Raw genomic sequence first — 20,190 nt, forward strand, 5'->3', positions numbered from 1 at the left:
GTCTGTGCCTGGAACGCGTGAGGCCTAGAAGTCCTCGTCCAGGTCCACCGAGCCCTCGACCGCCACCTGGTAGGCGGACGGGCGGCGCTCGAAGAAGTTCGTCAGCTCCTGGACGCCCTGGAGCTCCATGAACGCGAACGGGTTCTCGGAGCCGTAGACCGGGGCGAAGCCGAGCCGGACCAGGCGCTGGTCGGCGACGCACTGGAGGTACTCGCGCATCGACTCGGTGTTCATGCCCGGCAGGCCGTCACCGCAGAGGTCGCGGCCGAACTGCAGCTCCGCCTCCACGGCCTCCTTCAGCATGTCGACGACCTGCTGCTGGAGCGCCTCGTCGAAGAGCTCCGGCTCCTCCTTGCGGACGGTGTCCACGACCTCGAAGGCGAAGTTCATGTGCATCGTCTCGTCGCGGAACACCCAGTTGGTGCCGGTCGCGAGACCGTGCAGCAGACCGCGGGACCGGAACCAGTACACGTAGGCGAAGGCACCGTAGAAGAACAGGCCCTCGATGCACGCGGCGAAGCAGATCAGGTTCAGCAGGAAGCGGCGGCGGTCGGCCTGGGTCTCCAGGCGGTCGATCTTCTCGACCGAGTCCATCCACTTGAAGCAGAACTGCGCCTTCTCGCGGATGGAGGGGATGTTCTCCACCGCGTCGAACGCGGCGGCACGGTCCTCCGGGTCGGGGAGGTAGGTGTCGAGCAGCGTCAGATAGAACTGGACGTGCACGGCCTCCTCGAACAGCTGGCGCGAGAGGTAGAGGCGCGCCTCGGGGGAGTTGATGTGCTTGTACAGCGTCAGCACGAGGTTGTTCGCGACGATCGAGTCACCGGTCGCGAAGAACGCGACCAGGCGGCCGATCATGTGCTGCTCGCCCGGCGACAGCTTGGCGAGGTCGGCGACGTCCGAGTGGAGGTCGACCTCCTCCACCGTCCAGGTGTTCTTGATCGCGTCCCGGTAGCGCTCGTAGAAGTCCGGGTAGCGCATCGGACGCAGGGTCAGTTCGAAGCCCGGGTCGAGCAGGTTCTTGTTGTCGGACATCACTGGCAGGCCTCGCAGGACTCGGGGTTCTCAAGGGAGCAGGCGACGGCGTCGGGGTCGGCGACCTGCTGGACGGGGATGGTGGCGGCGGCGGGCGCCGAGGCCTGGGCGGCGCGGGCGATCCGGGTCGCCGGGCGGGAGCGCAGGTAGTACGTCGTCTTCAGGCCCTGCTTCCAGGCGTACGCGTACATCGACGACAGCTTGCCGATCGTCGGCGTCTCCAGGAACAGGTTCAGCGACTGCGACTGGTCCAGGAACGGCGTGCGGGCGGCGGCCATGTCGATCAGACCGCGTTGCGGGATCTCCCACGCCGTCCGGTACAGCTCGCGCACCTCGGCCGGGACCCAGGTGAAGCCGGCCACCGAGCCGTTGGACTCGCGCAGCGCCTCACGGGTCTGCGCGTCCCACACGCCGAGCTCCTTGAGCTCCTGCACCAGGTACGAGTTGACCTGGAGGAACTCGCCCGACAGCGTCTCGCGCTTGAACAGGTTGGAGACCTGCGGCTCGATGCACTCGTACACGCCCGCGATCGAGGCGATCGTCGCCGTCGGCGCGATGGCGAGCAGCAGGCTGTTGCGCATGCCGACGGTCGCGATCCGCTCGCGCAGCGCGGCCCAGCGCTCGGGCCAGTTCAGCTCCACGTCGTAGTGGTCGGGGTGCAGGACACCGCGGGCCGCGCGGGTCTTGTCCCAGGCCGGCACCGGCCCGTTGCGCTCCGCGAGGTCGGCGGACGCCTCGTACGCGGCGAGCATGATCCGCTCCGCGATACGGGTCGACAGCGCACGCGCCTCGGCGGAGTCGAAGGGCAGCTTCAGCTGGAAGAAGACGTCCTGGAGGCCCATCGCGCCCAGGCCCACCGGCCGCCAGCGGGCGTTGGAACGGCCCGCCTGCTCGGTCGGGTAGAAGTTGATGTCGACGACCCGGTCGAGGAAGGTGACGGCCGTACGGACGGTCGCGTCGAGCCGCTCCCAGTCGATGTCCGAACCGACGACGAACGCGCCCAGGTTGACGGAGCCGAGGTTGCACACGGCCGTCTCGCCGTCGTCCGTGACCTCCAGGATCTCCGTGCAGAGGTTGGAGGAGTGGACCGTGTGGCCCGGCTCGGCGGTCTGGTTGGCCGTGCGGTTCGAGGCGTCCTTGAAGGTCATCCAGCCGTTGCCGGTCTGGGCCAGGGTCCGCATCATCCGGCCGTACAGGTCACGGGCCGGCATGGTCTTGCGGGCCAGACCCTTCGCCTCGGCGGCGCGGTACGCGGCGTCGAACTCGTCGCCCCACAGGTCGACCAGCTCGGGCACGTCCGCCGGGGAGAACAGCGACCACTCGGCGTCCGCGTTGACGCGGCGCATGAACTCGTCCGGGATCCAGTGCGCGAGGTTCAGGTTGTGCGTACGCCGGGCGTCCTCACCGGTGTTGTCGCGCAGCTCCAGGAACTCCTCGATGTCCGCGTGCCAGGTCTCCAGGTAGACCGCGGCCGCGCCCTTGCGCCGGCCTCCCTGGTTCACGGCCGCCACGGAGGCGTCCAGGGTCTTCAGGAACGGCACGATGCCGTTGGAGTGCCCGTTGGTGCCGCGGATCAGCGAACCGCGGGCGCGGATGCGGGAGTACGACAGGCCGATGCCGCCCGCGTGCTTCGAGAGCCGCGCGACCTGGTGGTACCGGTCGTAGATGGAGTCCAGCTCGTCCAGCGGGGAGTCGAGGAGGTAGCAGGACGACATCTGCGGGTGGCGGGTGCCGGAGTTGAAGAGCGTGGGGGAGGAGGGCAGGTAGTCGAGCCGGCTCATCAGCCCGTAGAGCGCGGCGACCTCGTCCAGGGCGCGGGCGGAGTCGTCCTCGGCGAGGCCGCAGGCGACGCGCAGCATGAAGTGCTGCGGGGTCTCGATCACCTTGCGGGTGATCGGGTGGCGCAGCAGGTAGCGGGAGTAGAGGGTGCGCAGACCGAAGTAGCCGAAGCGGTCGTCCGCCTTCCCGTCGATGAGCGCGTCGAGCCGTTCGGCGTGCAGCGTGACGAAGTCGGCTGTGCGGTCGGCGATCAGGCCCTCGTGGTGACCGACGGCGACGGAGGCGGAGAAGTTGACCGAGCCCTGGGAGGCCGCCTCGTCCGCGATCGTGATGGTCAGCAGCCGGGCCGCGAGCCGGGAGTAGGCCGGGTCCTCGGCGATGAGACCCGCGGCCGCCTCGGTGGCCAGTTCGCGCAGCTCCGCCTCGTCCGAGCCGGCGTTGCGGCCCCGCAGCGCGGCGGCGGCGACCTTGCCGGGGTCGGTGTCCGTGAGGTCGGCGGTGAGGTCGGTCAGGGTCCGCAGGAGCACGGTCCCGGGTCCGTCGCTCTCGTTGCCGTCGCTCTCGATCGCTGCGGCCGGATCGGCGGGCGCGATGGTCACGTGGGGCTCTCCCTCGCTCGGCTCGGGGCCGGCGGGGGAGGCGGGCGGCGGCTCCCCGAAGGCAGGGGCGAGCCGCGCCACGGCCCACTCCGCGAGGCCCTGACGTCTGTGTCACCCGGAACGGAAGGACCGGGCGTGCTGTCGGCAGGTCTTCGGACTGACCGGACGGACGAAGCCGTCAAAAGCACACCGTTGCGGGACAGTTCCGGATTCGCACCGGATTCCCCTGCGACGACAGCGAGGATGAGCATACATGTGGGGGGCGCCGCTCGTGGCACCCCCCACATGTTGTGTCGCGTCGCGTCACAGCTCCAGGGCGTAGGTGAGCAGCGGGACTATGTCCGGTATCGGCGACCAGTCCCGTTCCGGGGTCCGGACGAATCCCATCCGCTCGTACACCCGGTGTGCGGCGGTCATCGCGGGGTCGGTCGACAGCACGATCCGGGTACATCCGGGCAGCGCCCGGGCGCGCTCCACGCACGTCCGGACGAGTGCCTCGCCGGTGCCCCGGCCGCGCGCGTCGGGGGCGACCACGAGCATCCGGAACTCGGCCTCGCCCGCCTGCGCCACGTCCGCCCAGCGCGTGCCGCCCGGCACGAAGGTGACGCCGCCGACGATCCGGCCCGTGCCGTCGTCGGCGACGAGCACCTCGGCCTCGGCGGCCCGGCCTGCGACGTCCGCGAGGACGGGCAGATAGGGGTCCTCCGCGCCGAAGAACAGCAGACCGTCGCCCAGGTAGGTCCCGGCCGTCAGCTCGCCGAGCGTCTCGTACTCCTCGGGCCGTACCGCCCTGATCGTGATGTCCATGGGCCGCAGTCTGCCCGAGGGGCACGGCGAAGGGCCCGGGGATTTCCGCTCGGAAACCCCGGGCCCTCCGGTCGTGCTGTCGCTACGGCGTCAGTGCGTGCTCGCGCCGACCTTCGGCAGCTCGGTCGAGACGCCCTTGTCGCCCGCGTCCGCCGTGTAGTCCGACGGCGAGGTCTCGTCGATGCCCTCCGGCGCCTTCACGGCCTTCAGGACGAAGGTGAGGACGACGGTGACGATGACGTTGATCACGAAGGCGGTGAGGCCGATGTAGCCGATCTCGCCGATGCCCGGGATCTCGGCGGACGAGCCGCCGAAGTGCTTCTGGGTCGGGCTGGCCACGCCGTACGCCGCCGCCGTGCCGTAGACCATGCCGACGGCCCAGCCGGCGAGCAGCGCCCAGCGGTGGAACCAGCGGGTGAACAGACCGCCGACCAGGGCCGGGAGGGTCTGCAGGATCCAGATGCCGCCGAGCAGCTGGAAGTTGATCGCGACCGTCTTGTCCATGGTGAGGACGAAGGCCAGCGCGCCGACCTTCACGAGCAGCGACACCAGCTTGGACACCTTGGTCTCCTGTTCCGGCGTGGCGTCCGGCTTCAGGAAGTCCTTGTAGATGTTGCGGGTGAAAAGGTTGGCGGCGGCGATCGACATGATCGCGGCCGGCACGAGCGCGCCGATGCCGATGGCGGCGAAGGCCACGCCCGCGAACCAGTCCGGGAACATGTTCTCGAAGAGCTGCGGGATCGCGAGCTGCCCGTTGGAGACCTTGACCCCGGCGGCGATCGCCATGAAGCCGAGCAGCGCGAGCAGGCCCAGCATCAGCGAGTACAGCGGCAGGATCGTGGTGTTGCGGCGGATCACGTCACGGCTGCGCGAGGAGAGCGTCGCCGTGATCGAGTGCGGGTACATGAAGAGCGCGAGCGCCGAGCCGAGCGCGAGCGTCGCGTAGCCCCACTGGCCCATCTCGCCGGGCACGAGTGCGCCGCGCGGCTTGTCGGTCGCCGGGTTGATCGTCGCGTACGCCTCGCCGGCCTTGGCGAAGATCTCGTCGAAGCCGCCCAGCTTGATCGGGATGTAGATGATCGCCACCGCGATGACGATGTAGATCAGGGTGTCCTTGACGAAGGCGATGAGCGCCGGGGCGCGCAGACCCGAGGAGTACGTGTACGCCGCGAGGACACCGAAGGCGATGAGCAGCGGCAGGTCCTTGATGAACCAGTGCGTGTTCTCGCCGCCGCCGACGCCCATCACGTCCAGGACGGCCTGGATGCCGACCAGCTGGAGCGCGATGTACGGCATGGTCGCGAGGATGCCGGTGAGGGCGACCGCGAGGGACAGGCCCTTGGAGCCGAAGCGGCCGCGGACGAAGTCCGAGGTGGTGACGTACCCGTGCTTGTGCGACACCGACCAGAGGCGGGGCAGGAAGGTGAAGATCAGCGGGTAGACCAGGATCGTGTACGGCACGGCGAAGAAGCCGGCCGCGCCCGCCGCGTAGATCGCCGCGGGGACCGCGACGAAGGTGTACGCGGTGTAGAGGTCGCCGCCGAGCAGGAACCAGGTGACCCAGGTGCCGAACGACCGGCCGCCGAGGCCCCATTCGTCGAGGCTGTTCTCGTTGGCGGCTCTGCGCCAGCGCGAGGCCAGGAAGCCCATGACCGTGACGGCCAGGAAGAAGAAGATGAAGACGGCGAGTGCGACGCCGTTCACGCCGTCCTTCATCGCGACGCACCTGCCTTCCGGGCGCGCTGGTCACGCTGCCAGAGCGTGTACGCGACCATCGTCAGCGCGGTCGAGATGACGACCCACGCCATCTGGTACCAGTAGAAGAACGGGATGCCGATGAACGTCGGCTCGACCTTCGCGTACGAACTCACCCAGAGCATCGCCACGAAGGGGGCGAACAGGCAGAGCGCCACGACGACCCTTAGGGGCGTGACGGTTGGTGGTTTCCCCTGTGTCTCTTCCGACGTCTCTTGCGACATACGGCGGACCGTCCCCTCGCTGATCACCTGTTGTAATGCGCAGGAAATCTAGGGGACGGTTTCGCGGTATGGAACCCCTGTCCGGATAGCGGACGGTGGGTGTGCGGCCTTTTGTCAGCCGTTGGGGCGCTTGAGCCTGGCAACGAACTTGTATCGGTCGCCGCGGTACACCGAACGCACCCACTCGACCGGCTCGCCCTGGGCGTCCAGCGAGTGGCGGGACAGCATCAGCATGGGCAGGCCCACGTCCGTACCGAGCAGGCCTGCCTCGCGCGGGGTGGCGAGCGAGGTCTCGATGGTCTCCTCGGCCTCGGCGAGGTGGACGTCGTACACCTCGGCGAGCGCGGTGTAGAGCGAGGTGTACTTCACCAGCGAACGGCGCAGCGCGGGGAAGCGCTTGGCCGAAAGGTGCGTGGTCTCGATCGCCATCGGCTCGCCGCTCGCCAGCCGCAGCCGCTCGATCCGCAGAACGCGCCCGCCGGGGGAGATGTCGAGCAGCCCGGCCAGGGTGTCGTCGGCCGTGACGTACCCGATGTCGAGCAGCTGCGAGGTGGGCTCCAGGCCCTGGGCGCGCATGTCCTCCGTGTAGGAGGTGAGCTGGAGCGCCTGGGAGACCTTGGGCTTGGCGACGAACGTGCCCTTGCCCTGGATGCGTTCGAGCCGACCCTCGACGACCAGTTCCTGGAGGGCCTGGCGCACGGTGGTGCGCGAGGTGTCGAACTCGGCGGCCAGGGTGCGCTCGGGCGGGACCGGGGTGCCGGGGGGCAAGGTTTCGGTCATGTCGAGCAAGTGCCGCTTCAGCCGGTAGTACTTGGGTACGCGCGCGGTGCGGGTGGCGACGCCGCCCTCTTTGTCCGTGCTGCCCGCGTCCGTGGCCATGGCCTGCCTTCCCGACTGCTGTCCTGCTGCCGTCACCGGCTCCTCCGTCTGTCGCGGCTCACATGGTGGCACGGACCGGTCACGGGTCGTCGCCCTCCCTCAGGTGTCGGTCCGATAACGGACGCGACTGCCCTTCTTATACACCCTTGACACCCCTAAAGGTCTAGGCCAAGCTCCGGGTACTGGTCTAAACCATTAAAGACCAGGTCCCAGCCCCACGAGCACTACTCGACGTATGTCTTCGCGCGGTGGGGGGGTTGCAGGCATCCCTGAGGAGGGTGGCGTGAAGCGCAAGCTCATCGCGGCGATCGGCGTCGCGGGCATCATGGTCTCCATCGCGGCGTGCGGTGGCACCGACAAGAGCGGGGACAACGCCGGCGGTGACGCCAAGGAGCTGACCGTCTGGCTGACGGTCGACGCCCAGAACAACTGGCCGGAGCTGGTCAAGGCCGCCGACGACGCGGTGACGAAGAAGCACCCGGGCATCAAGATCAAGCACGAGTACTACGGCTGGCCGGACAAGAACACCAAGCTCGACGCGGTGCTCGCCACGGACAAGGCCCCGGACGTTGTCGAGATGGGCAACTCCGAGATGATCAGCTACATGGCCAAGGGTGCCTTCGCCGAGGTCGACCCGTCGAAGTTCGAGAACTCCGACAAGTGGCTCGACGCCCTCAAGGACTCGGTCACCTACAACGGCAAGACCTACGGCGTCCCCTACTACGCCGGTGGCCGCGTGGGCACCTGGCGCAAGGACATCGCCGCCGAGGCGGGCGTCAAGGCCGCCCCGAAGACCTGGGCCGAGCTGACCACCGCGCTCGACGCCATCCAGAAGAAGAAGGGCGCCAAGTTCAGCGCCTGGTACCAGCCGTCGCCGGACTGGTACGCCGCGATGTCCTTCGTCTTCGACGCGGGCGGCTCCATCGCCAAGCAGGAGGGCGAGACCTGGAAGGCCAGCCTCTCCTCGCCCGAGTCCCTCAAGGGCCTGGGCGAGTACAAGAACATCGTCGACAAGTACATGCACGGCGACAAGACCAAGGACGAGGCCGACCGCCCGGTCGTCTTCGGCCAGGGCAACGCCGCGACGATGTTCGCCGCCGGCTGGGAGGGCGCCACCGCGGCCGCCCCGGAGAGCGACAAGGTCGGCGGGCTGAAGGACAAGCTCGAGAACTTCGTGATGCCCGGCCCGTCCGGCAAGAACCTCCCGGTCTTCCTCGGCGGCTCGGACCTGGCCATCCCGGTCAAGTCCAAGGCGCAGGGCGTCGCGGCCGAGTGGATCGCCGCCTTCACCGGCGCCGAGGGCCAGAAGGGCCTCGTCGCCAAGGGCAACCTGCCCAACAACAAGGCGGACCTCGCCCCGCTGAAGGCCGACCCGGCCACCACCGTCGCGGCCACCGCCGCCGAGTCCAGCTGGTTCGTCCCGACCGCCCCGGGCTGGGGTCAGGTCGAGAAGGCCCAGATCCTCAAGACGATGCTCATCGAGATCGCCAACGGCAAGAAGTCGGTCGACGCCGCCGCGAAGGACGCGGACGCCGCGATCGACAAGGTCATCAACACCAAGTGACCTATGGGCAGGGCCCCGTCACCACGATGACGGGGCCCTGCTTCCCGTACCACGAGAGGGATCGCTGAGGAGCACGGGATGAGTGCCGCAGACACAACCACCGCGAAGGTGCCGCCGGCGCGGCAATCGCCACCATCCGGCTCCGCAGCCGGTACCCCGAAGCCGGGGAGGAAGCTGACCGCGGGCGGGGGTGGGATCCCATGGCTGCTGCTCGCGCCCTGCCTGCTCATCCTGCTCCTGGTGCTCGGCTACCCGCTCGTACGCCTGGTCACCCTCTCCTTCCAGGTCTTCGGACAGCCCCAGCTCTGGGGCTTCCAGGAGGCCGAGTGGGCCGGCGTCGACAACTTCACCAAGATCCTCGGCGACGGCGAGTTCTGGGCCGTCGTCCTGCGCACCGTGATCTTCGCGGGCGGCGCCGTGATCGCCACCATGGTCATCGGCATGCTGATCGCCCTGCTGCTCCAGCGGGTCTCCGGCTGGGTCAAGACGCTCATCAACATCGCGCTCGTGGCGAGCTGGGGCATGCCCATCATCGTCGCCACCGCCATCTTCAAGTGGCTCTTCGACGCCGACTACGGCGTCCTCAACTGGCTGTTCAGCAAGATCCCCGGCGTCGACATGATCGGCCACAACTGGTTCGCCAGCGGCCCGCAAGGCCTCGCCGTCATCATGCTGCTCGTGGTCTGGGGCGCCGTGCCCTTCGTCGTCATCACCCTGAGCGCCGGTCTGACCCAGGTCCCCAAGGAGCTGGAGGAGGCCGCGCGCCTCGACGGCGCCGGAGCCTGGGGCGTCTTCCGCTTCGTGACCCTGCCCATCCTCAAGCCGATCATCGTCATGCTGACGACGCTCTCGGTCATCTGGGACATGGGCGTCTTCCCGCAGGTCTACGTGATGCGCAACGGCCACCCCGAGGCCGAGTTCCAGCTGCTCACCACGTACTCCTTCGACAAGGCCTTCGTCGTCAACGACTACGGCACCGGCTCCGCGATCGCCCTCGTCACCGTCGTCCTGCTGCTCGGCGTGGTTGCCGTGTACATGCGGCAGATGCTCAAGATCGGAGAGGTCGAGTGAGCGCAGCGAACGCAGCAGGCGGCCGCGTGACCCGCCGCCGCAAGTCCAAGCTCGGCTGGAACCTGATCGGGCTCCTGGTCTTCGTCACGGTCGGCTTCCCGGTCTACTGGATGGTCAACACGGCCTTCAAGCCGGCCAAGGACGCCATCGACCCGAACCCGCACTTCTTCCCGTCCGTGTTCACGCTGGACAACTTCACGCGTGCCCTGGACATCGCCGACTTCTGGGGCCCGGTCACCCGCAGCCTCATCGTCTCGTCGGTGGTCGTCGTCATCGGCATCCTCGTCGGCATGCTGGCGGCGCTCGCCATCTCCCGGTTCGCCTTCCGCGGCCGCAAGATCGTCATCGTCGGCATCCTCGCCGTCCAGATGGTCCCGCTCGTCGCGATGATCATTCCGGTCTTCCTGATGCTCAACGACCTGGGCCAGTACGACAAGATCAGCGGCCTGATCATCACCTACCTGACCTTCATCCTGCCCTTCACGGTGTGGACGCTGCGCGGATTCATCGTCAACATCCCGAAGGAGCTGGAGGAGGCGGCCATGGTCGACGGCTGCACCCGCACCGGCGCCTTCATGCGGGTCGTCTTCCCGCTGCTCGCCCCCGGCATGGTCGCCACCTCCGTCTACGGCTTCATCCAGGCGTGGAACGAGTACCTCTACGCGCTGATGCTGATGAGCCAGCAGAACCAGACGGCCACCGTCTGGCTCGGCAACTTCATCACGAAGAACGGCACCGAGTACGCCCCGATGATGGCGGGCTCCACCATGATGGCCGTCCCCATCGTGATCCTCTTCCTCCTTGTCCAGCGCAAGATGGCCGCGGGCCTGACGGCCGGCGCGGTGAAGGGATAACGCCGCCTCATGACCACACTCGTCAGCGCATCGGACACCCTGACCCGTGACGCGCTCACGGTCCTCCAGCCCGGCTTCGTCGGCACGACCGCGCCCGACTGGCTGCTCCGCAGGATCGGTGAGGGCCTCTCCTCCGTCGGCCTGTTCGGCCGGAACATCGCCTCCCCCGAGCAGCTCGCCGCGCTCACCGGCCGGCTGCGGGCCGAGCGGGACGACGTCCTCGTCGCCATCGACGAGGAGGGTGGCGACGTCACCCGCCTGGAGGTCCGGCACGGCTCCTCCTTCCCCGGCAACTACGCCCTCGGCTCGGTCGACGACGTCGACCTCACCCGGTCCGTCGCCGCCGAGCTCGGCCGCCGGCTCGCCGCCTGCGGGGTCGACCTCAACTGGGCGCCGTCGGCGGACGTGAACTCCAACGCCGACAACCCGGTCATCGGCGTCCGCTCCTTCGGCGCGGGCCCCGATCTGGTCGCCCGGCACACCGTGGCGTACGTCGAGGGCCTGCAGGCCGTCGGGGTCGCCGCGTGCACCAAGCACTTCCCCGGACACGGCGACACCAACGTGGACTCGCACCACGCGCTGCCCCGGATCGATGTGGATCTCGCCACACTGCACGCCCGTGAGCTGGTACCTTTCCGCGCTGCCATCGCCGCGGGTACCAAAGCGGTCATGAGCGCGCATATCCTGCTCTCCGCGCTCGACCCCGAGCGGCCGGCGACCCTGAGCCCGCAGATCCTGACCGGTCTGCTCCGTCAGGAGCTGGGCTTCGAGGGGCTGATCGTCACCGATGGCATGGAGATGCAGGCCATCGCGTCGACGTACGGCATCGAGCGTGGATCCGTCCTCGCGATCGCCGCGGGCGCCGACGCCATCTGCGTCGGCGGCGGGCTGGCCGACGAGGACACCGTACTGCGGCTGCGCGACGCGCTGGTCGCAGCGGTACGGACCGGTGAACTGCCCGAGGAGCGGCTGGCCGACGCCGCGGCGCGGGTACGCGCCCTGGCGGCCTGGACCCAGGCGCACCGGGCCAGGGGGGCTGAATCGGGGCCGGGCGCGGCAGTGCAGGAGGGGACCGCGCCCGGCACCGAGATCGGGCTCGTCGCCGCCCGCAGGGCCGTGACGCTCACCCCGGGGGAGCTGCCCTACACACCCGTGACCGACGCTCCGTACGTCGCCGCCTTCACCCCGGTCGCCAACATCGCCGTGGGTGACGAGACGCCCTGGGGTGTCGCGGCCGAGCTGGCGCGGCTGCTTCCGGGCACCGAGACCGGCGCGTTCGACGAGCCGTCGGTGGACGCCGTGCTCGCCGCGGCGAAGGAGCGGCGGATCGTCGCGGTCGTCCGGGACGCCCACCGGCACCCGTGGATGACCGAGGCCCTCGACGCCCTGCTCGCGGCCCGCCCGGACACGGTCGTGGTGGAGATGGGCCTGAACCAGGCCCCGCCTCGCGGCGCCCTGCACATCGCCACGCACGGCGCGGCCCGCGTCTGCGGCCGCGCGGCGGCTGAGGCCATCGCCGGGGTCCGGGACGGGGTCTGAGGGCGAATCTGCGGTCTGTACGTGAGAGGGGCCCGGCACCTGATTCAGGTGCCGGGCCCCTCTGGCGTACGCACAGGTCCTAGATGCCCTGCCAGGTGGGCTTGTTGGCGAAGGTGTGGCGGAAGTAGTCCGCGAGCTTCAGCTTGGACGCGGCGGCCTCGTCCACGACGACCGTGGCGTGCGGGTGCAGCTGGAGAGCGGAGGCCGGCACGATCGCGGCGACCGGGCCCTCGACGGTCTGGGCCACGGCGTCCGCCTTGCCCTCGCCGGTGGCCAGGAGCACCAGGTGCCGGGCCTCCAGGATGGTGCCGATGCCCTGGGTGATGACGTGGTGCGGCACCTGCTCGATGTCGTTGTCGAAGAAGCGCGCGTTGTCGACACGGGTCTGCTCGGTGAGCGTCTTGATCCGCGTCCGGGAGGCGAGCGAGGAGCACGGCTCGTTGAAGCCGATGTGCCCGTCGGTCCCGATGCCGAGGATCTGCAGGTCGACCCCGCCCGCCTCGCGCAGGGCCAGGTCGTAGGCCTCGCAGGCCGCCTGGACGTCCTCGGCCGAGCCGTCGGGGCCCATGAAGGCGTCCGCGGAGAGCCCGAGCGGCTCGACGACCTGGCGCAGGACGGTGGAGCGGTAGGACTCCGGGTGCCCGGTGGGCAGCCCGACGTACTCGTCCAGCTGAGCGATCCGGGCGCGCGAGGCGTCCACGGAACCGGCCTTGACCTGGGCGATCAGGGCCTCGTAGATGGGCAGCGGAGTAGAGCCGGTGGCAACGCCGAGCAGCGCGTCGGGCTTGCGGCGCAGGAGGCCGGCGATGCCGTCCGCGATGAGCTCTCCGCCTGCCGTGGCGTCCGGGACGATGACAACTTCCACGCTGTGCCTGCCGATCTGGTGAGGGGCTGGTGAGGGGCCTGGTGGTATAGACCAATCAAAGCTCAATCTAGCAGAGCGGAGGCCGTCCGCTCAGGCCCTTCCAACCGGCGGACGGTGCCCTCCCCATGGTCGAACGGCACGCCCTCCGCAGCCACCGGAGCCCCACCCCGGTCAGGCGATCGAACCTCCCGTCGCGTCGATCCACTGCCCCGTCACCCAGCGCCCGTCGTGCGAGGCCAGGAAGGCCACCACGTCGGCTATGTCCGCGGGCTCCCCGACCCGCCCGAGCGTCGAGAGGGCCGCCGCGCCCGCCCACGCCTCGTCGTTCCCGCGCAGCCATGTCGCGTTGATGTCCGTGTCCACGATCCCGGGCGCCACCGCGTTGACCGTGATGCCCCGCGCGCCGAACACCTTCGACAGATAGCGCGTGAAGGTGTCCAGGGCGCTCTTGGACATCGCGTACGCGATCAACTCGGGCATCATCGCGGCCTGGCTCAGGCCCGTGGAGACGTTGATGATCCGGCCCCCGTCCCGCAGCCGCTCCGCCCCCTGCTGTGCGAGGAAGAACGGTGCCTTCGTGTTCACCGCGAAGACCCGGTCGTACTCCGCCTCGTCGATCGTCGCGAACGGCTGCGAGGCCGTGATCCCCGCGTTGTTGACGAGGATGTCGAGCCCGTCCGATCCCACCCGCTCGTCGAACCGCGCCCAGAGCGCCGCCGCGTCCCCGTCCGTACCGAGCTCCTGGCCGATCGCGAACGCCTCGCCGCCCGCCGCCTCGATCGCCGCGACGGTCTCCTTCGCGGCCGTCTCATTGGCTCCGTAATGCACAGCGACCCGCGCGCCGTCCCGGCCGAGCCGCTCGGCGATGCCCCGCCCGATGCCCCGGCTGCCGCCCGTGACCAGTGCCGTCCTGCCCGTGAGCGCACCCATGGGACGCCCCCCTCACTTCTTTAGTGGTCGTTACAGAAAAGACCGTAGCATCACTTCCGTAGTGCCCGCTATAGAATTGGCGTCATGACGACAGGACAGCGCGGCCGCCCCCGCTCCTTCGACCGGCTCACGGCGCTGGAGCAGGCCACGATGGCGTTCTGGGAGCACGGGTACGAGACGACCTCCGTCGCCGACCTCACCCGCGCCATGGGCATCAGCGCCCCGAGCCTCTACGCGGCCTTCGGCGACAAGAAGGCCCTGTTCGAGGAGGTCGTGGAGGCGTACGCCGTCAGTTACGGCTCGTACGGGGGCCGGGCCCTCGCGGAGGAGCCGACGGCGCGCGGCTCGCTCGGCCGGATGCTCAGGGAGGCGGCGGACGTCTTCACCGACCCGTCCCACCCACGCGGCTGCCTGATGATCTCCGCCGCGACGAACTGCTCCAACCCCGAGGTCGAGCAGACCCTGCGGGCCCGCCGCACGCGCAACCTGGCGGCCTTCGAGGCCCGGATCCGCCGCGGCGTCGACGCCGGCGAGCTGCCCGCGGGCACGGACACGGCCACCCTGGCCCGGCTCTACGGCGCGGTCCTCCAGGGCATGTCCCAGCAGGCGCGCGACGGGGCGACGAAGACGGAGCTGGAGGCGGTCGCGGAGGCGGCGATGCTCTCCTGGCCGACGGCCGACGGCCGAGGCTGAAGCGGCCGGCCCGGCCGCAAGCTGAAAGCCCCCGGAAACACCCGCGGGCTACGGCGCCCGACGGGACCCTCAACCCGTCCGGCACCGCAGCCCGGAGTTGCCCGGCCGAGGATGTGCGGTCCCGCGGCCGTATGGGAGGTCTCGACGCAGTCAGGGCAGAGAGCGTCGATCACCTCGTCCGCCCTCCTGTGCGGGGAGGGCGGAGGTCTTTCACAGGGTGCTTCCCCGCCATTGTGGACTAGACCATTATTGTCTGTCCATCCATCGGCAGGGCCGCGTTCCCGGCCCATCCTCCAACACGAACGCCGTGAGATCCAGGTTCATCGCCCGACGAATCCGCAGGTACGCTCGCCCCTGTGCCCTCCATGAACGAGCTCGTCCGCCAGCACACCGCTCTGAGTGAGTCCGACCTCGAGTGGCTCCACCTGCTGGTGTCGGAGTGGCAGCTGCTCTCCGACCTGTCCTTCGCCGACCTCGTTCTCTGGGTCCCTACCCTGGACGGCACCCGCTATGTCTCCGTCGCCCAGATGCGGCCGAACACCGGACCGACCTCCTATCAGGACGACATGGTCGGCCACCTGGTTCCACGTGGCCGCCGCCCTCTGCTCGACGTGGCTCTCGACGAGGGCCGGATCGTGCGCGAGGGCGACCCGGAGTGGCGCGAGGAGGTTCCCGTACGGGTCGAGTCCATCCCCGTGCGCCGCGAGGGCCGGGTCCTCGGCGTGATCGCCCGCAACACCAATCTGCTCACCGTGCGGACCCCGTCCCGCCTGGAGCTGACCTACCTCCAGTCCGCCTCCGACCTGGCCCAGATGATCGCCGCCGGAACGTTCCCCTTCCCCGGGGAGGCGAGCGACATGGACTCCTCGCCGCGCGCCGGCGACGGACTCATCCGGCTCGACGCCGACGGCATCGTCCAGTACGCCTCGCCCAACGCCCTCTCCGCGTACCACCGGCTCGGCCTCGCCGCCGACCTCGTCGGCCAGCACCTCGGCCAGATCACCGCCGAACTCGCCCCCTCCCGCGGCCCGGTCGACGAAGCCCTGGTCAAGCTGGCCTCCGGCTACGCCCCGCGCGAGGCGGAGGTCGAGGGCAACGGCGGTGTGATCCAGCTCCGGGCGATCCCGCTCAAGCCCAAGGGCACCCGCATCGGTTCGCTCGTTCTGCTCCGTGACGTCACCGAACTGCGCCGCCGCGAGCGCGAGTTGATCACCAAGGACGCCACCATCCGGGAGATCCACCACCGGGTGAAGAACAACCTCCAGACCGTGGCCGCGCTGCTGCGCCTGCAGGCCCGCCGGATGGACTCCGACCAGGGGCGCGAGGCCCTCAACGAGGCCGTGCGCAGGGTCGGCTCGATCGCGATCGTGCACGAGACGCTCTCCCAGAACCTGGACGAGCGGGTGGAGTTCGACGAGATCGCCGACCGGGTGATCGCGATGGTCGCGGAGATCTCCCCGGGCAAGGTGACCTGCCGGCGCAACGGCCGCTTCGGCATCCTCGACGCCGAGGTCGCCACCCCGCTCTCCATGGTCCTCACCGAGATCCTCCAGAACGCCCTGGAGCACGCCTTCGCGCCGGGGGAGCGCGGCTCGGTCGAGGTCACGGCCGTCCGCGGCGAACCCCGCGCCGACGCACGGCTGTTGATCACGGTCAAGGACGACGGCCGCGGCCTGCCGGAGGGCTTCGACCCGCAGCGTGCGGGCAATCTCGGCCTGCAGATCGTACGAACGCTGGTGGAGGGGGAGTTGGGCGGCACCTTCGACATGCAGCCGGGCGCGGAAGGCGGGACCAAGGTCGTCCTCGACATCCCGGTGGAGCCCCAGAAGTAAGCCGGACGGCAGTGCGCACAGCAGCGAGCCCCGGACCGAAGAAGATCGGTCCGGGGCTCGAATGCTGTGGGTTACTGCTGCGCGCTGCGGCTCGAGAGCGGTGATTGCGTACGCGATGTACGCGCCGCGGGCCTCAGGCTTGTCGCGGGGGCGTCAGGCGCTGGCGTTGCGCGCCCGGTTGCGAGCGGCGCGGCGCTTCATCGCGCGGCGCTCGTCCTCGCTGAGGCCACCCCAGACGCCGGAGTCCTGGCCGGACTCGAGCGCCCACTGCAGGCACTGCTCCATGACGGGGCAGCGGCGGCAGACGGCCTTGGCTTCCTCGATCTGCAGCAGCGCAGGACCGGTGTTGCCGATGGGGAAGAACAGCTCGGGGTCTTCCTCACGACAAACGGCGTTGTGACGCCAGTCCATGGCTGCTACCTCTCTTGGTATTACGTGCGGGTTGCTTGTGAATGTGAACGCTTTCACGAATCCCCCCGCAAGGGAAGGGCCGACTACCAGATGAACTGGTTGCGTCCTTGGATTGAGGAGGGGTTCTGGCTCTCAGTGGAGGCCGGTCTTGCGGGCCGTCCCGATCGCCAAGAAGAGACTCCCAAACCCCGGCAGCGGATACAACCCTTTCCGGAAAGTTTTTTTTGATTCCTCGGTGTCGGCTAGGTCACAGCCGTACTTCTAAGGGGTGGATGCCAGTCTAAACGTTCGAGTGAAAGGACTTTCGGCCCTTCCACTCACACAATCACACGCAGTGCACGGCGAACGCCTGTGAACGTCACGCTCGTACGCAGTCCGAGGTGGTCTCCGTCCATCTGCAGAGGGAGCGGAACCTTCGAATGCAAGGTGAAGTCCGTCAGATCGTGCAGAGACAGTGCGTGCTTGCCGTGGGGGCCGCGCTCGGGGGTCGAAGTGAGCAGCTGGGTGGCGTAACGGGCCACCGCCGGGGTCGACAGACGGCTCAGTCCGAGGACGTCGAGAGCGGTGTCGAAGGAGGCCTCCGGGGACGCGTACACCGGACGATTGCCCAGGTAGGTCCAGGGGGAGGTGTTGCAGATTATGGAGAGGACCAGCTCCTCGACCGGGGCGTGGCCGGGCCGCTCCAGGGTGATCGTGCCGTGCCGGCGGTGCGGCTCCCCGAGGAACTGGCGGACCACCTGGCGGAGGTAGAGCGCGTGCGTGGATCTCTTGCCGCGCTCCCGCTGCTGTTCGACTCGTCCGATGACACCGGCGTCGAACCCGAATCCGGCGCAGAAAGTGAACCAGCGCGCCGGAACGGCCTCGTCCTCGGTTCCCGGCGTACCGGACGCGATCCCGAGGCTCACTGTGCGTGCACGGCGCTCACGGAGCGCGTCGAGCAGCGCGCCCGTCGCCTCGACGGCGTCGTTGGGCAATCCGAGCGCACGGGCGAAGACATTGGTGGAGCCGCCGGGCACGATCGCCAGGCCCGGAAGCCGCTCCGGATCGGGACCGTCGTGCAGGAGTCCGTTGACGACCTCGTTCACCGTCCCGTCGCCGCCGAGGGCGACGACCATCTCCACGTCCCGGGACTCCGCGGCCCGGCGGGCGAGGTCGCGGGCGTGCCCGCGGTACTCGGTGGTGACGGTCTCCAGCTTCATCTCGCTCGCGAGGGCGTGGATGAGGACGTCACGGGTGCGGGCACTGGTGGTGGTGGCTGCCGGATTGACCACGAGAAGTGCGCGCATGGCCGCCAGCGTACCTACCCGGTGGTACTGATTCCCACTCGTGGCCACCTGGCGGACGGCCCCGGCGGACGGACCTGGACGCCGTCCCGGCCGGCGGGCCCGGCTACCCTGCCGGGTATGAGCAGTACGGAGCAGACTCCCCGCCCTGTCCGGTTGACCGCGGCGGCCGCGGTGGCCGGCATCGAAGCCCTCGCGCTGATGATCGGGGGCGTGTACGTGCTCGTGACCGCGCTCACCGGCGACCCCGACGGCCTGACGCAGGCGGTCATGGGCGGGGCGACCCTGATCGCGCTCGGCCTCATCCCGGGAGCCGCGGCGCGCGGACTGCTGCTGCGCCGGAGCTGGAGCCGGGGCCCGGCGATCATCACCCAGATCCTGGCCCTGCCGGTCGCCTGGCAGCTCCTCCAGGCGAACAGCGCCCTGATCCCCGGCGGCATCGCCCTCGCCGTCCTCGCCGTCACCGGGCTCGTTCTCCTCGTGAACCCCGCGACGACCGAGGCCCTGGGCATCGGTCGTCGCGGCGAGGCGTGACGGGGCGTAAGGGAGCGGGGCTCACTCCTCCACGAGGAGCTTCTCCCGCAGCTGCGCCAGCGTGCGCGCCAGCAGACGGGAGACGTGCATCTGCGAGATGCCGACCTCCTGCGCGATCTGCGACTGGGTCATGTTCCCGAAGAAGCGAAGCAGCAGGATCCGCTTCTCCCGGGGCGGCAGGTCCTCCAGGAGCGGCTTGAGCGACTCCCGGTACTCGACTCCCTCCAGGGCCTCGTCCTCCGCGCCGAGCGTGTCCGCGACCGCAGGGGACTCGTCGTCCGTGTCGGGCACGTCCAGCGAGAGCGTCGAGTAGGCGTTCGCCGACTCCAGGCCCTCCAGGACCTCCTCCTCGGAGATCCCGAGCCGCTCCGCCAGCTCGTGCACCGTCGGGGAACGGCCGTGCAGCTGGGACAGCTCCGCCGTCGCCGTCGTCAGCGAGAGCCGCAGCTCCTGGAGCCGGCGCGGCACGCGCACCGCCCAGCCCTTGTCCCGGAAGTGCCGCTTGATCTCGCCGACCACCGTCGGCGTCGCGTACGTCGAGAACTCGACGCCCCGCTCCGGGTCGAACCGGTCCACCGACTTGATCAGGCCGATCGTCGCGACCTGCGTCAGGTCGTCGAGCGGCTCGCCCCGGTTGCGGAACCGCCGCGCCAGGTGCTCGACCAGCGGCAGGTGCATCCGTACCAGCTGATTGCGCAGCTCCGCCTTCTCCGCGGAGCCCTCCGGCAGCTTGCGCAGCTCGACGAAGAGCGCGCGCGCCCCGCTCCGGTCGTGCGGGTCCGGCGCCTCCTGGTGGGCGCGCGGAACCTCGGGAACGTCCTCGGCCTTCTGCGGCTCGGCGTCCTTCGGGACCTCGTTGTGCTGCTCGTGCTCGCTCATCTGGACCGCCTGCTCCGTAGCGACCTCGACCTCGACCTCCGGATGCGGCCGCGCCTGCTGCTCAGGGATGCCGGCCGTCGCGTCCCCGCTCCTCACGCCGGGCCTGGCCCCGCGCCGCGCTGTTTGTACAGGCTGATGGAGACCGTCTTGTCGTCCGCCACGGTCGACTCGACCTTGCCGGCCAGCGCGGAGAGCACCGTCCAGGCGAAGGTGTCCCGCTCGGGAGCACGGCCGTCCGTGGTGGGCGCGGACACCGTCACGTCGAGCGAGTCGTCGATCAGGCGGAAGACGCAGCTGAGGACGGAACCCGGTACGGCCTGCTGGAGCAGGATGGCGCACGCCTCGTCGACCGCGATCCGCAAGTCCTCGATCTCGTCGAGGGTGAAGTCCAAGCGCGCCGCGAGGCCGGCCGTGGCCGTACGCAGCACGGACAGGTAGGCACCCGCAGCGGGCAGCCGGACTTCCACGAAGTCCTGGGACCCGGGCTCGCCTGCGATCTGGGACACCCTCACCTCCAAGGTGGCACAAGCTCATTCGGGGCCCGGGGGGAGAAAGCCCCCCGAACCGGGCGGTGCGCAGTCGGTTGCGCAATCCGCGGTGACGCTATCGCGATCCATGCTGCCGTGTCGCCGTGGGCCCCGGTCGTCCCCTGCCCCC

General features: G+C 69.6%; 19 protein-coding genes and 1 riboswitch. Of the genes, 7 read left to right on the plus strand and 12 right to left on the minus strand.

Annotated features, from left to right (window positions below; genetic code table 11):
* Positions 1 to 24: 24 nt before the first annotated feature.
* From AB0F56_RS20210 to AB0F56_RS20235, 6 genes are all read right to left on the minus strand, one after another.
* Positions 25 to 1,035: a ribonucleotide-diphosphate reductase subunit beta gene (locus tag AB0F56_RS20210; RefSeq protein ID WP_362011360.1), complete on the minus strand. Its 1,011-nt coding sequence runs from the start codon at positions 1,033 to 1,035 to the stop codon at positions 25 to 27.
* Positions 1,035 to 3,413 (minus strand): ribonucleoside-diphosphate reductase subunit alpha, encoded by a 2,379-nt coding sequence (locus tag AB0F56_RS20215; protein WP_362011362.1) that lies wholly within the window; start codon positions 3,411 to 3,413, stop codon positions 1,035 to 1,037. The genes AB0F56_RS20210 and AB0F56_RS20215 overlap by 1 nt, the downstream gene beginning before the upstream one ends.
* Before the next feature lie 147 nt (positions 3,414 to 3,560).
* Positions 3,561 to 3,639, minus strand: a riboswitch (cobalamin riboswitch).
* 77 nt (positions 3,640 to 3,716) lie between these two features.
* Positions 3,717 to 4,220 (minus strand): GNAT family N-acetyltransferase, encoded by a 504-nt coding sequence (locus tag AB0F56_RS20220; RefSeq protein WP_362011364.1) that lies wholly within the window; start codon positions 4,218 to 4,220, stop codon positions 3,717 to 3,719.
* A 90-nt stretch (positions 4,221 to 4,310) separates the two neighbouring features.
* A complete protein-coding gene (gene mctP, locus AB0F56_RS20225; RefSeq protein WP_362011366.1) occupies positions 4,311 to 5,936 on the minus strand; it encodes a monocarboxylate uptake permease MctP in 1,626 nt (541 codons plus the stop codon).
* On the minus strand, positions 5,933 to 6,199 hold the full coding sequence (locus AB0F56_RS20230) for a DUF3311 domain-containing protein (protein WP_362011368.1): 267 nt from the start codon (positions 6,197 to 6,199) through the stop codon (positions 5,933 to 5,935). The genes mctP and AB0F56_RS20230 overlap by 4 nt, the downstream gene beginning before the upstream one ends.
* A gap of 114 nt (positions 6,200 to 6,313) precedes the next feature.
* A complete protein-coding gene (locus AB0F56_RS20235) occupies positions 6,314 to 7,078 on the minus strand; it encodes a GntR family transcriptional regulator (RefSeq protein ID WP_362011472.1) in 765 nt (254 codons plus the stop codon).
* Between the two features lie 283 nt (positions 7,079 to 7,361).
* On the opposite strand from AB0F56_RS20235, the gene AB0F56_RS20240 reads away from it, so the two are divergent.
* From AB0F56_RS20240 to AB0F56_RS20255, 4 genes are all read left to right on the plus strand, one after another.
* On the plus strand, positions 7,362 to 8,642 hold the full coding sequence (locus tag AB0F56_RS20240; RefSeq protein ID WP_362011370.1) for an extracellular solute-binding protein: 1,281 nt from the start codon (positions 7,362 to 7,364) through the stop codon (positions 8,640 to 8,642).
* 78 nt (positions 8,643 to 8,720) lie between these two features.
* On the plus strand, positions 8,721 to 9,713 hold the full coding sequence (locus AB0F56_RS20245; protein WP_362011373.1) for a sugar ABC transporter permease: 993 nt from the start codon (positions 8,721 to 8,723) through the stop codon (positions 9,711 to 9,713).
* On the plus strand, positions 9,710 to 10,567 hold the full coding sequence (locus AB0F56_RS20250; protein ID WP_362011376.1) for a carbohydrate ABC transporter permease: 858 nt from the start codon (positions 9,710 to 9,712) through the stop codon (positions 10,565 to 10,567). The genes AB0F56_RS20245 and AB0F56_RS20250 overlap by 4 nt, the downstream gene beginning before the upstream one ends.
* Positions 10,568 to 10,576: 9 nt before the next feature.
* The gene (locus AB0F56_RS20255) at positions 10,577 to 12,106 is read left to right on the plus strand and encodes a glycoside hydrolase family 3 N-terminal domain-containing protein (protein ID WP_362011379.1); all 1,530 of its coding nucleotides are present in this window, start codon (positions 10,577 to 10,579) and stop codon (positions 12,104 to 12,106) included.
* 79 nt (positions 12,107 to 12,185) lie between these two features.
* Here the strand turns inward: AB0F56_RS20255 and nagB are convergent, their stop codons facing one another.
* The gene (gene nagB, locus AB0F56_RS20260; RefSeq protein ID WP_362011382.1) at positions 12,186 to 12,971 is read right to left on the minus strand and encodes a glucosamine-6-phosphate deaminase; all 786 of its coding nucleotides are present in this window, start codon (positions 12,969 to 12,971) and stop codon (positions 12,186 to 12,188) included.
* A gap of 171 nt (positions 12,972 to 13,142) precedes the next feature.
* Positions 13,143 to 13,901 carry an SDR family oxidoreductase gene (locus AB0F56_RS20265; protein ID WP_362011385.1) on the minus strand — a complete coding sequence of 253 codons (759 nt, stop codon included), beginning with the start codon at positions 13,899 to 13,901 and terminating at the stop codon, positions 13,143 to 13,145.
* An 84-nt stretch (positions 13,902 to 13,985) separates the two neighbouring features.
* Between AB0F56_RS20265 and AB0F56_RS20270 the strand changes: the two genes are divergently transcribed.
* Together AB0F56_RS20270 and AB0F56_RS20275 are read left to right on the plus strand one after the other, a co-directional pair.
* The gene (locus AB0F56_RS20270) at positions 13,986 to 14,594 is read left to right on the plus strand and encodes a TetR/AcrR family transcriptional regulator (protein ID WP_362011387.1); all 609 of its coding nucleotides are present in this window, start codon (positions 13,986 to 13,988) and stop codon (positions 14,592 to 14,594) included.
* 365 nt (positions 14,595 to 14,959) lie between these two features.
* Positions 14,960 to 16,426: a PAS domain-containing sensor histidine kinase gene (locus AB0F56_RS20275; RefSeq protein ID WP_362011475.1), complete on the plus strand. Its 1,467-nt coding sequence runs from the start codon at positions 14,960 to 14,962 to the stop codon at positions 16,424 to 16,426.
* Positions 16,427 to 16,579: 153 nt separating this feature from the next.
* Here AB0F56_RS20275 and AB0F56_RS20280 read toward each other — a convergent pair whose 3' ends face one another.
* Positions 16,580 to 16,837, minus strand: coding sequence for a WhiB family transcriptional regulator (locus tag AB0F56_RS20280; protein ID WP_003953983.1), 258 nt, complete (start codon positions 16,835 to 16,837; stop codon positions 16,580 to 16,582).
* A 317-nt stretch (positions 16,838 to 17,154) separates the two neighbouring features.
* Complete coding sequence (locus tag AB0F56_RS20285; protein WP_362011390.1) at positions 17,155 to 18,123, minus strand: diacylglycerol kinase family protein; 969 nt, start codon at positions 18,121 to 18,123, stop codon at positions 17,155 to 17,157.
* 117 nt (positions 18,124 to 18,240) lie between these two features.
* On the opposite strand from AB0F56_RS20285, the gene AB0F56_RS20290 reads away from it, so the two are divergent.
* Entirely contained in the window at positions 18,241 to 18,654 is a 414-nt protein-coding gene (locus tag AB0F56_RS20290) for a hypothetical protein (protein ID WP_362011392.1), read from the plus strand.
* Positions 18,655 to 18,675: 21 nt separating this feature from the next.
* Here AB0F56_RS20290 and AB0F56_RS20295 read toward each other — a convergent pair whose 3' ends face one another.
* Positions 18,676 to 19,737, minus strand: a complete 1,062-nt coding sequence (locus tag AB0F56_RS20295) for an RNA polymerase sigma factor SigF (RefSeq protein WP_362011478.1) — start codon at positions 19,735 to 19,737, stop codon at positions 18,676 to 18,678.
* Positions 19,626 to 20,039 carry an anti-sigma regulatory factor gene (locus tag AB0F56_RS20300; RefSeq protein ID WP_362011395.1) on the minus strand — a complete coding sequence of 138 codons (414 nt, stop codon included), beginning with the start codon at positions 20,037 to 20,039 and terminating at the stop codon, positions 19,626 to 19,628. The genes AB0F56_RS20295 and AB0F56_RS20300 overlap by 112 nt, the downstream gene beginning before the upstream one ends.
* Positions 20,040 to 20,190 lie beyond the last annotated feature (151 nt).

The sequence above is a fragment of the Streptomyces sp. NPDC026092 genome (assembly GCF_040638605.1).
In the GTDB taxonomy this organism is placed as follows: domain Bacteria; phylum Actinomycetota; class Actinomycetes; order Streptomycetales; family Streptomycetaceae; genus Streptomyces.

Coding starts and splice junctions, on each gene's coding strand:
- AB0F56_RS20210 (WP_362011360.1), bottom strand. CDS start 1,035: ATGTCCGACAACAAGAACCTGCTCGACCCGGGCTTCGAACTGACCCTG.
- AB0F56_RS20230 (WP_362011368.1), bottom strand. CDS start 6,199: ATGTCGCAAGAGACGTCGGAAGAGACACAGGGGAAACCACCAACCGTC.
- AB0F56_RS20220 (WP_362011364.1), bottom strand. CDS start 4,220: ATGGACATCACGATCAGGGCGGTACGGCCCGAGGAGTACGAGACGCTC.
- AB0F56_RS20285 (WP_362011390.1), bottom strand. CDS start 18,123: ATGCGCGCACTTCTCGTGGTCAATCCGGCAGCCACCACCACCAGTGCC.
- AB0F56_RS20275 (WP_362011475.1), top strand. CDS start 14,960: ATGAACGAGCTCGTCCGCCAGCACACCGCTCTGAGTGAGTCCGACCTC.
- AB0F56_RS20255 (WP_362011379.1), top strand. CDS start 10,577: ATGACCACACTCGTCAGCGCATCGGACACCCTGACCCGTGACGCGCTC.
- AB0F56_RS20290 (WP_362011392.1), top strand. CDS start 18,241: ATGAGCAGTACGGAGCAGACTCCCCGCCCTGTCCGGTTGACCGCGGCG.
- AB0F56_RS20245 (WP_362011373.1), top strand. CDS start 8,721: ATGAGTGCCGCAGACACAACCACCGCGAAGGTGCCGCCGGCGCGGCAA.
- mctP (WP_362011366.1), bottom strand. CDS start 5,936: ATGAAGGACGGCGTGAACGGCGTCGCACTCGCCGTCTTCATCTTCTTC.
- AB0F56_RS20280 (WP_003953983.1), bottom strand. CDS start 16,837: ATGGACTGGCGTCACAACGCCGTTTGTCGTGAGGAAGACCCCGAGCTG.
- AB0F56_RS20265 (WP_362011385.1), bottom strand. CDS start 13,901: ATGGGTGCGCTCACGGGCAGGACGGCACTGGTCACGGGCGGCAGCCGG.
- AB0F56_RS20235 (WP_362011472.1), bottom strand. CDS start 7,078: ATGGCCACGGACGCGGGCAGCACGGACAAAGAGGGCGGCGTCGCCACC.
- AB0F56_RS20270 (WP_362011387.1), top strand. CDS start 13,986: ATGACGACAGGACAGCGCGGCCGCCCCCGCTCCTTCGACCGGCTCACG.